Raw genomic sequence first — 9,973 nt, 5'->3', positions numbered from 1 at the left:
CCCCCCCCCCCCGCGACTCAGTGCTGGCAGGTGGAGCAGGCGCAGTCGGAGCAGCTGCATTCCTGGCAGGTGCACTCGGGCTTGCACTTCTCGCAGGTGCAGGTGGTGCTGGCGTCGGTGATCTCGCTCATGGGCCTTCCTTTCGTCGGGGATGGTCCCCACGTTGCCACATTGGGCAGTCCACGGCAGACAAAGAGCAGGGCTCCCACCCGAAGGTGTGGAGCCCTGCCCTCGTCGTGCCGTCGAGTCAGCTGATGCGGCTGGTCTCGTCCTGGATCTTGAGAGCGACCTGCTGCAGCTTGTCCTGGTGTGCCTTGCCGTGGTGGGCGCAGAAGAGGAGTTCCCCGCCCGAGGCGAGGATGACGCGCAGGTAGGCCTGGGCTCCACAGCGATCGCAACGGTCGGTTGCGTCCAGCTGGCGCTCGTCGATGACGGTGGTGGTCACTTCGGCCTCCTTGATCGGGTGACAGGCGGTCCGCCTGCCGTGGGGTGACGTCATGTGCAACGCACGCGCTCCACACTTTGTTCCCTCCACCCTATCCGGTGGCGCGCTGCAGCCCGGGTCCTTGCCGTGCGCCGTGGGCTGAACTGTCACAGCTGCCCGGTAGCCTGTCGGGGTGCCCAGCAATGTGATCCCCACCAGCAAGAAGACCACCGCCCAGCAGCCCACGGGTGCGCAGGGCGGACGCGACTACGAGGCCAAGCACCTTCTCGTCCTCGAAGGGCTCGAGGCAGTGCGCAAGCGTCCCGCGATGTACATCGGCTCCACCGACACCAAGGGACTGATGCACTGCCTGTGGGAGATCATCGACAATGCCATCGACGAGGCCCTGGGCGGCAGCGGCGATGCCATTGAGATCCACCTGCATGCCGACGGCTCGATCCAGGTGGACGACCACGCCCGCGGCATGCCGGTGGACACCGAACCGCGCACCGGCCTGAGCGGCGTCGAGGTGATCTTCACCAAGCTGCATGCCGGCGGCAAGTTCGGCGGCGGCGCCTACAACGCCACCGGTGGCCTGCACGGCGTGGGTGCCTCGGTGGTCAATGCCCTCAGCGCCCGGCTCGACGTGCAGGTGGACCGTGGCGGCAAGACCTACGAGATGAGCTTTCGCCGCGGCGTGCCCGGCGTCTTCGACGGGGACGGCCCAGAGGCCCCCTTCACGCCCCAGTCCGGCTTGCGCGTGGTCGGCAAGGCCAAGCGTGGCGTCACCGGTTCCCGGGTGCGTTACTGGCCCGACCGCCAGATCTTCCTCAAGGATGCCGAGCTGAACCTCGCCTCGCTGGTGGCCCGTGCCCGCCAGTCCTCCTTCCTGGTTCCGGGGCTCAAGTTCACTGTCACCGACGACCGGCTGGGCGAGGGCCTGGTGGAGGTCTTCCACCACGAGGGCGGCATCAGCGAGTTTGCCGACTACCTCAGCCAGGGCGCGCCGATCACCGACGTGATCCGTCTGCAGGGCAAGGGGCAGTTCACCGAGACCGTTCCCATGCTCGACGCCGCCACCGGCGCGATGACCCCGCAGGACGTCGACCGCGAGATGAGCGTCGACATCGCCCTGCGGTGGAGCAACGCCTATGACACGACCGTCAAGAGCTTCGTCAACATCATTGCCACCCCCAAGGGCGGAACCCACGTCCAGGGTTTCGAGCGGGCGCTGACCCGCACCTTCACGCGTGCGATGGAGGGCACCCGGCTGATGAAGTCGGGCGACGAACTGGTCAAGGACGACTGCCTGGAGGGGCTCACCGCCGTCGTGACGGTGCGCCTGGCCGAGCCGCAGTTCGAGGGCCAGACCAAGGAGGTATTGGGAACCCCGCCCGCCACCCGGATCGTGCAGCGCGTCGTGGAGTCCGAGCTGGGTGCCTTCCTCAACTCCTCCAAGCCGGCCGAGAAGGCCCAGGCCCGCCAGGTGATGGAGAAGGTGATCGGCGCCTCCCGCACCCGCGTGGCAGCGCGCATGCACAAGGAGAACGTGCGCCGCAAGAATGCGCTGGAGAGCTCCACCCTGCCGCCCAAGCTGAAGGACTGCCGCAGCGCCGACGGTGAGAAGTCCGAGCTGTTCATCGTCGAGGGCGACTCGGCGCTGGGCACCGCCGGCCGGGCCCGCAATTCCGAGCACCAGGCGCTGTTGCCGATCCGCGGCAAGATCCTCAACGTGCAGAAGGCCAGCGTCGGCGACATGCTCAAGAACCAGGAATGCGCCTCGATCATCCAGGTGGTGGGTGCCGGCTCCGGACGCACCTTCGACCTGGACCAGGCCCGCTACGGCAAGGTCATCTTCATGGCTGACGCCGATTCTGACGGCGCCCACATCCGCTGCCTGCTGGCCACCCTGTTCTTCCGCTACATGCGCCCGATGATCGAGGCTGGCCGGGTCTACTCGGCGGTGCCGCCGCTGCACCGCTTCGAGCTGACCAATCCCCGCAAGGGCCAGGACCGCTACATCTACACCTATTCCGATGCCGAGTACCAGCGAAAGCTCGCCGAGCTCACCAAGAAGAAGGTCAACTTCAAGGAGCCCCAGCGCTACAAGGGCCTGGGCGAGATGGACGCCGACCAGCTCAAGGAGACCACGATGGACCCCCGCCACCGGCTGCTGCGACGCATCACCGTCGACGATGCCGAGGCGGCGGAGAGGACCTTCGAGATGCTGATGGGCAATGAGGTGGCCCCGCGCAAGGAGTTCATCATCGGGGGTGCCTACCGCCTGGACGCCGAGCAGATCGACGCCTGATCCTTTCCCGCCGGCTGAGCTTGCCGCGGCACCTTGCCAAAGCCTCCATATCGAGTATCGTTAATAACGACATTCGATATGGAGGGAGTTTGAGATGCGCACCGACCAGCACAGGACAGCAGGCGAGCACCGGTCCCCCCTGCAGGGGCCGACCGGGGTTGGCTTCTTCTTCGCCACCCTGGGCCTGCTGTACGGCGGGGGAAATGCCGTGGCTGCCCTGACCGCCAAGGAGGTGGTCACCACCGTCTCATCGGCTGCGACAGCGACCCTGCCGGGACTGCCCGCCGGGGTGCACCTGGTGGCACCCCACACCGTCGCGGTGGACACCTCCGCGGCAGCCACCGGCGGCGTGATCATGCTCAAGCTGGGCGCGGCCATGGTCCCGATCCTCTGGGGGGTCGTGGCGCTGGCCATCGCCTTCCTCCTGCGGGCCACCTCCCATGTCGACGGCACCTTCGCCAGCCCGGTGATGAAGGCCGTGGCGGGCATCCGGTGGAGCCTGGTGGCGTTGGTCGTCGCCTACGGTCTGCGCGTCCTCGGGGCGAACTGGGTGGTGGGATCGCTCGAGGCCGGCCTGCGCCCATGGACGCCCATCGGCGAGATGTTCCTGCCCGTCCTCGCCCTCTACCTGGTCTTCGCCTTCGAACTGGTGTTGCGGCGCGGTGGGCAGTTGCAGGGCGAACTCGACGAGGTCATTTGATGCCGGCCGACGAGCACCGCGTCGTCTGCCACATCGACGAATTGCTCACCGCGCGCGAGATGACGCTCACGGAGCTGGCCGAGCGGGTCGGGCTGAGCGTGGTGAACCTGTCCATCCTCAAGAACAACCGCGCCAAGGCGGTGCGCTTCACCACCCTCACCGCACTGTGCGACGCCCTGGGCTGTGCCCCCGGGGACCTGTTCAGCGTCGAGCAGAGGTGAAAGGCGACGTCGCCACAGCTGGTGAAGAGCTGTGGCGACGTGCGTGCTGGTGCCGGAAGAGTCCGGCAGGAGATCAGGCCAGTGCCTCGGCGATGGCGGCCAGCGAGGCCTCCAGGTTCGACTCGACGGCGAACTTCTCCTTGGCGAGGGCCTGCACCTGCGGGTTCTCGATCTCGGTGGGATCGTAGTTCAGCGAGAGCTGGGTGTTCTCGGCATCGATGGGCTCGAGCTCGTAGAGCCACTTGGCGCCGACCTCCACCTCGCTGGTGAGGTTGCGCAGGTTCTTCCAGCCGATCACGCGGTTCTCGACGAAGGCGAAGACCTCGTTCTCGGTCTGGTACTCGGAGCCGTCGCCCTTGACCATGTTCATCCGGAAGGTGTCGCCCACCTTCTTGAGGCGCTCGCCCTTGTCGGTGGACACGACCGAACCGCTGGCATCGGTCTCGGCGTGACGCTCGGGGTTGCTCAGCAGGTCGAAGATCTCCTGCGGCGCGGCAGGGACCTGACGGCTGGCGGTGACCTTGGAAATTTCGCTCATGCCTTGTACGCAACCACATCCGGGGCGTGCATCCAAGGCCTTTCGCAGTCGGCGGACGGACCCGAAGTCCGGCACCGCACCCACTCGGGTGCCTCGTCCCCTCTGCGTTCACCGGCACCGGCTAGCGTTCTCGCGTGACCAGCACCCCTGCGGACGAGTTCCCCCACAAGGCCCTCGACCCGAGCCCGGCCTCCCGCCGCGTCGTCGCCGCCTGGAGCCTGTACGACTTCGGCGGCAATGCCTTCAACACGGTGATGCTGAGCTTCGTCTTCAGCGTCTACCTCACCGGCACGGTGGCCGACGACAAGGCCCACGGACAGCTCGTGTGGAGCCAGCTGCAGACCATCGCCGGCCTGGTGCTGGCGGTGCTGGCGCCCCTGATGGGGGCCCTGGCAGACCGGGTGCGGCGGCGCCGGGTGCTGCTGTCGGCCACCACGATGGTGACGATCGCGCTGATGGCGGCCTGCTTCTGGATTAGGCCCGAGGACTCCTACCTGTGGTGGGGTGCCGGACTGCTCGCCACCGCCAGCATCACCCAGGACCTGGCCGGGGTCTTCTACAACGGGATGCTGCCACACGTCTCCACCCCGGACACCGTCGGACGGATCTCCGGCACCGCCTGGGCGCTGGGCTACCTGGGAGGGGTCGTCTGCCTGGTGCTGGCGCTGTTCGGCTTCATCCTGGACGGCGGCATGCTCGGCATCCCCAGCGCCGAGGCCCTCAATGCCCGCTCGGTGGCGCTGCTGTGTGCCGGCTTCATGCTGGTCTTCAGCCTGCCCATCATGCTGCTCGGCCCCGACGGGCACCCCGCCTCCCGGGCACCCTTTCGCCCCGCGGCCGCCTATGCCGCCATTGCCCGTCGGGTCGCGCGCATGTGGCGCTCCGAGCGGCCCCTGCTGCACTTCCTGGTGGCCGCGGCGATCTACCGCGACGGGCTCAATGCGGTCTTCGCCTTCGCCGGCGTGATCGCGGCCACCGCCTACGGCTTCAGCCCGGCCCAGGTGATCTACTTCGGCCTGGCGGCCAGCGTCGCGGCCGCCGTAGGCACCTGGCTGCTGGGACGCCTCGACGACCGCCTCGGCCCCCGTCCGGTGATCCTGGCCAGCCTCGCCTCGATCGTCGTGCTCGGGTTGGTGACCGTCGCGGCGGACAGCTCGCAGGTCTTCTGGGTGGCCGGAATCCTCATCGCCTCCATGGTGGGGCCGGTGCAGTCAGCCAGCCGCAGCCTGCTCACCCGGATGATCCCCGTGGGGCTGGAGAACGAGACCTTCGGCCTCTACGCGACGGTGGGGCGCGTGGCGAGCTTCATCGCGCCGGCGCTTGTCGGCGCCTTCACCGGCCTCTTCGGTGCCCGCTGGGGGATAATGGGCATCGTCGTCACCCTGCTGCTGGGGCTGCTGGCCTTCTGGCCACTGCGCGTCGAGGGCATCACCCACCGTCGTTGAGCATGCGAGGGGCCCGGCGGGAAGATCCCACCGGGCCCCTCGACAGTTGTGGCTCCAGGCGTCGTGGATCAGGCCTTGTCGACCGAGACCGGCCGCACCCCGTCCCTGGGCATGGTGGGCATCCGGGTCATCTTCCAGTCCAGGTCGCTGGGGAGCTCCATCGCGAGCTCGGAGAGCTCAGCGACGGTCAGCGCCAGCAGGCCCACCGCGATCCACTCGCCCGGGCAGCGGTGGCCGGTCTCGGCCGTCTTGCCGCCCTGCGGGATGAAGTGGTCGCTCTCGCGGTGCGAGGGATCGTCGAGGAAGCGCTGCGGGTCGAAGCTGCCCGGCTTGTCCCAGCTGTTCTCGTCGTGGTTGGTGCCGTAGAAGTCGAGCAGCACCCGCTGCCCCTTGCGCACCTGCTCGCCCTCGAAGACGAAGTCCTTCTTCGCCACCGACGGCAGCAGCGGCACGAAAGGGAAGTGGCGGCGCACCTCCTCGGCGACGGCGGTGGCCACCGGGCCCTCGATGGTGGTGCCGCGCTCGACGGTCTCGGCGCGCACCCGGTCGCGCCACTCGGGATGGCCGGCCAGGGCCATCGCGACGAAGGCGGCGAAGCGGGCCACCGCGATGGTGGGACGGATCAGGTTCTGCACCTCGACCCCGGCCAGGTGGTCGTCCAGCGGCTGGCCGTCGGCATCGACGTGGTCGAGCACCATCTGGAAGGGCGAGCCCTCCGGCACGACGATCTCGCCGGCACGGGCCAGGCGCACCTGCTCGGTGAACCAGGCATCCATCTTCTTGCGATCGCGGTGCATCTGGACCATGGCGGGGCCGGCGGCGGCGAAGCCGTCGACGATCTCGGCCTGCGTGGTGGCGATGTGGTCGAGGGTCTCGGCGTCGACGTCGAAGCCGGCCCAGCGGATGATCGAACGGCCGTAGACCAGCACCGCGGCGTCGTAGACGCTCAGGTCCTCGCCGCCGCGCCACAGCTCGATGATCCCAGCCCACTCCTGCTGGGCGTCGGCCAGCAGGTTGTCGACGCGGGGGCGGTTCATCGCCGCCCGCACGAACATGGCCTTGCGCACCGTGTGCTGCTCGCCATCGAGGCCGTGGACCGAGCCCTCGCCGAACAGGCCACCGCCCACCACCGAGGGCATCGCCCCGCCGCGCTGGATGCGCTCGGAGTCGTAGAACAGGTCCACGCCCTTCTCGCCGTTGACCAGCAGGGCGGGCTTGCCGAGCAGTCGGATCGGCAGCCTGACGTCGGCCTGGGGGTCACTGCTGGCGGCGCGCAGGCGGGTCGTCCACAGGTAGCCCTGGGTGACGAGGTCGAGTGATCGGTCGCGGCGGGGGGTTGTGGATGCTGTCATGTCTCCACCCTCGCCCCAGGGGCGGATCCCATTCAAGACAATGGCCCTGCGCTGCCAGCGAAAGGAGGGCGGCGCAGGGCCGGGGATCGACCGGGCTCAGTGCATCTGGGTGAGCTTTCCGGAGTCGACGTCGTAGAGGAAACCACCCACCAGGCAGCGGCCCTTGAGGGCGGGGTGGGTGCGCAGCAGGCGCACGTCGAAGTCCAGGGTGCTGGTCTGGTCGGGGTTGGCGCCGAAGGTCATGCCGCGCAGGTCGGTGCCGTCGGCCTCGACGATCATCTCGGCGATCTCGGCATCGGTGCCCTGGGCCATGGCGCAGCGCGTGTGCGGCATCACCATGATGCGGTCCACATTGAGCACGTGCACGCCCAGGATGCAGCCGATCAGCGCGTCGGGGGTGATCCGGCCACCGGGGGTGCGGATGATCTTGGCATCGCCCAGCTTGAGCCCGAGCATCGCCAGCGGCTCGATGCGCGAGTCCATGCAGGTCACGACCGCGACGCCGGCCCGGGCGATGCCGTCGAAGCCCCCGTCGTGGAAGTCCTCCGCGTAGTCGTCATTTGCTTCCAGCAGGTCCTTGAAGTCAGCCATGGGGCGTAACTATCGCGCCGGGGCGGGCCTGTCGCGCACCGCCCAGCAGGAGAGCGCGACAGGCCGTGCCCTCACAGCAGGCTGTCCTGGCCGTCCAGGTCCTCGGTCGCCTCGTCACCGGGGACGGGGTCGTCGCCGGGCACCGGGGAACCGGCACCGGCGGGGGCCTCGTCGGAGCCGGTGTGGCCATCCACCTCGGCCTCCTGGGGCAAGGCCGCCAGCCGGGAGCCGATCGCCGCGATCGGCTGGCTGGCAGGAACTCCCGAGCCGTCGCGCCGGCCCGTCGCCTCGGGCAGGTCAATGGCGGCGCCACTGGCTGCCGCCGCGATCGCCGGCGCCGCACCCGCCCAGGCCAGCAGCAGGGTGTCCTCCCCGCGCAGGAAGCGGTGGCAGCGCACGCCGCCGGTGGCTCGGCCCTTGGCCGGGTACTCGCTGAAGCCGGTGAGCTTCACCGTCCCCGGATCGGTGCCGTCGATGGCGCTGGAGCTCCCGGCGACGGTTGCCACGACGGCCCCGTCCTCGCTGGCGGCGCCGAACCACAGGGCGGTCGCGCCCTTGGCCAGCTTGATGCCCGCGACGCCGCCGCCGGTGCGGCCTTGGGGACGTACCAGCGAGGCCGGGAAGTGCAGCAGGCTGGCGTCGCTGGAGACGAAGACCAGGTGGTGCTGCTCACTGACCAGCTCGACGGCACCGACCAGTTCGTCCTTGCCGTCCAGACGGATCACCTCCCAGCTGTCCTTGTTCGCTGGCACCTCGGGCCGGACCCGCTTGACCACCCCGTGTCGGGTGCCCAGGGCCAGGCCCAAGGAGTTCGGTTCGAGGCTGGTCAGGGCAAGCGGGTGCTCACCCTTGTCGAAGTCGTACAGCTCCCGCGCCCTCGAACCCCCGCGCAGGGTGGGGGAGTTGGCCCCCGCCACCACGGTGGGCAGTTCGATCGCACGTGCCCGGATCAGGCGTCCCTTGTTCGTCACCACCCCGAACTCGGCATGGCTGGTGGCCCGGATCGCCGAGACCACCACGTCGTGCTGGGCCCGGGGGCCGCCCACCGGGATCTGCGAGTCGGTGTCCATCCGCGCCAGCAGGCCGGCCGAGCTGAGCATCACCCAACAGGGGGCGTCGGGCACCTCCAGGGGTGTGCTGGCCACGCTGGCCTGCCCGGAGCTGGCCAGCAGCACGGTGCGTCGTGGGTCGCCGTAGGTGCGGGCCACCTCGGCCAGCTCGTCGCTGACGAGCCTGGCGAGCACGTCGCGGTCCTCGACGATCTCGGTCAGCGCGGTGATGCGCTCGTGGAGCTCGTCGCGTTCCTTCTCCAGTTCGATGACGCTGAACTTGGTGAGCCGGCGCAGCGGGATGTCCAGGATGTCCTCGGCCTGGACCTGGGTGAGCTCGAAGACCTCCATCAGCTTCGCCCGGGCGCTCGCGGCATCCTCCGAGCCGCGGATGATGGCGATGACGTCGTCGATGTCGACGATCGCGAGCAGCCGGCCCTCGACGATGTGCAGCCGGTCGGTGGCCTTGGCCAGGCGGAACTGGGTACGCCGCAGCGTCACGTCGAAGCGGTGCTGGAGGTAGACCTCCATCAGCTCCTTGAGTCCCAGCGTGCGCGGCTCCCCGTCGACCAGGGCGACGTTGTTGATGCCGAAGGAGTCCTCGAGCTTGGTGCTCTTGTAGAGCTGCTGCAGGATCGCCTCGGGATTGATGCCGTTCTTGACCTCGATCACCAACCGGGTGTGGTTGTTGATGTCGGACAGGTCCTTGATGTCGGCGATGCCGGTGATCTTCTTGTTCTGCACCAGGGTCTTCACCTGCTCGATGATCTTCTCCGGGCCGACGGCGAAGGGCAGCTCGCTGACCACGATGCCCTTGCGGCGGGGGGTCACCTGCTCGATGCGGGTGGTGGCGCGGATCTTGAAGGAGCCGCGGCCGGTGGCATAGGCGTCGGCAATGCCGTCCAGGCCGATGATCTTGCCGCCGGTGGGCAGGTCGGGGCCGGGAATGAAGCGCATCAGTTCGTCGAGGCCGGCATCGGGATGCTTGATCAGGTGCTTGAGGGCCTGCACCACCTCGCCGAGGTTGTGCGGCGGGATGTTGGTGGCCATGCCGACGGCGATGCCGGTGGCGCCATTGACCAGCAGGTTGGGGAAGGCCGACGGCAGCACCGCCGGTTCCTGCTCCTTGCCGTCGTAGTTCGGCTTGAAGTCGACGGTGTCCTCGTCCAGCCCGGCGGTCATCGCCATCGCCGAGGGGGCCATCCGGCACTCGGTGTAACGCATCGCGGCCGGGCCGGCATCCAGCGAACCGAAGTTGCCGTGCCCGTCCACCAGGGGCAGGCGCATCGACCAGCTCTGCGCGGTGCGCACCAGTGCGTCGTAGATCGCGGTGTCACCACTT

9 protein-coding genes are annotated in these 9,973 nt (G+C 68.8%); 4 read left to right on the top strand and 5 right to left on the bottom strand.

The genetic code is table 11. The annotated features are described in order from the left end of the window. Positions 1 to 247 precede the first annotated feature (247 nt). Positions 248 to 499: a hypothetical protein gene (locus ACHFFZ_RS07715; protein ID WP_394276068.1), complete on the bottom strand. Its 252-nt coding sequence runs from the start codon at positions 497 to 499 to the stop codon at positions 248 to 250. 130 nt (positions 500 to 629) lie between these two features. Between ACHFFZ_RS07715 and ACHFFZ_RS07710 the strand changes: the two genes are divergently transcribed. The 3 genes from ACHFFZ_RS07710 (at position 630) to ACHFFZ_RS07700 (ending at position 3,656) form a co-directional block, all read left to right on the top strand. Then, positions 630 to 2,735, top strand: coding sequence for a type IIA DNA topoisomerase subunit B (locus ACHFFZ_RS07710; protein ID WP_394276069.1), 2,106 nt, complete (start codon positions 630 to 632; stop codon positions 2,733 to 2,735). 94 nt (positions 2,736 to 2,829) lie between these two features. Continuing rightward, positions 2,830 to 3,435 carry a hypothetical protein gene (locus ACHFFZ_RS07705; protein WP_394276067.1) on the top strand — a complete coding sequence of 202 codons (606 nt, stop codon included), beginning with the start codon at positions 2,830 to 2,832 and terminating at the stop codon, positions 3,433 to 3,435. After that, on the top strand, positions 3,435 to 3,656 hold the full coding sequence (locus ACHFFZ_RS07700) for a helix-turn-helix domain-containing protein (RefSeq protein WP_394276066.1): 222 nt from the start codon (positions 3,435 to 3,437) through the stop codon (positions 3,654 to 3,656). Before ACHFFZ_RS07705 ends, ACHFFZ_RS07700 begins: the two co-directional genes overlap by 1 nt. Before the next feature lie 73 nt (positions 3,657 to 3,729). Here ACHFFZ_RS07700 and ACHFFZ_RS07695 read toward each other — a convergent pair whose 3' ends face one another. Continuing rightward, entirely contained in the window at positions 3,730 to 4,194 is a 465-nt protein-coding gene (locus ACHFFZ_RS07695) for an SRPBCC family protein (RefSeq protein WP_394276065.1), read from the bottom strand. Positions 4,195 to 4,328: 134 nt separating this feature from the next. Here ACHFFZ_RS07695 and ACHFFZ_RS07690 point away from each other — a divergent pair, with 134 nt between their 5' ends. Further along, complete coding sequence (locus tag ACHFFZ_RS07690) at positions 4,329 to 5,639, top strand: MFS transporter (RefSeq protein WP_394276064.1); 1,311 nt, start codon at positions 4,329 to 4,331, stop codon at positions 5,637 to 5,639. 68 nt (positions 5,640 to 5,707) lie between these two features. Here the strand turns inward: ACHFFZ_RS07690 and ACHFFZ_RS07685 are convergent, their stop codons facing one another. The 3 genes from ACHFFZ_RS07685 to ACHFFZ_RS07675 form a co-directional block, all read right to left on the bottom strand. Continuing rightward, positions 5,708 to 6,991, bottom strand: a complete 1,284-nt coding sequence (locus tag ACHFFZ_RS07685) for a cytochrome P450 (protein WP_394276063.1) — start codon at positions 6,989 to 6,991, stop codon at positions 5,708 to 5,710. A gap of 96 nt (positions 6,992 to 7,087) precedes the next feature. Then, positions 7,088 to 7,582: a beta-class carbonic anhydrase gene (locus ACHFFZ_RS07680; RefSeq protein WP_394276062.1), complete on the bottom strand. Its 495-nt coding sequence runs from the start codon at positions 7,580 to 7,582 to the stop codon at positions 7,088 to 7,090. 71 nt (positions 7,583 to 7,653) lie between these two features. Further along, the coding region (locus ACHFFZ_RS07675) for a DNA topoisomerase (ATP-hydrolyzing) subunit A (RefSeq protein ID WP_394276061.1) at positions 7,654 to 9,973 on the bottom strand (2,320 nt) is incomplete at its 5' end.

This window comes from Luteococcus sp. (assembly GCF_043424415.1).
GTDB lineage: Bacteria > Actinomycetota > Actinomycetes > Propionibacteriales > Propionibacteriaceae > Luteococcus.
This window is presented reverse-complemented; position numbering and strand designations above follow the sequence as displayed.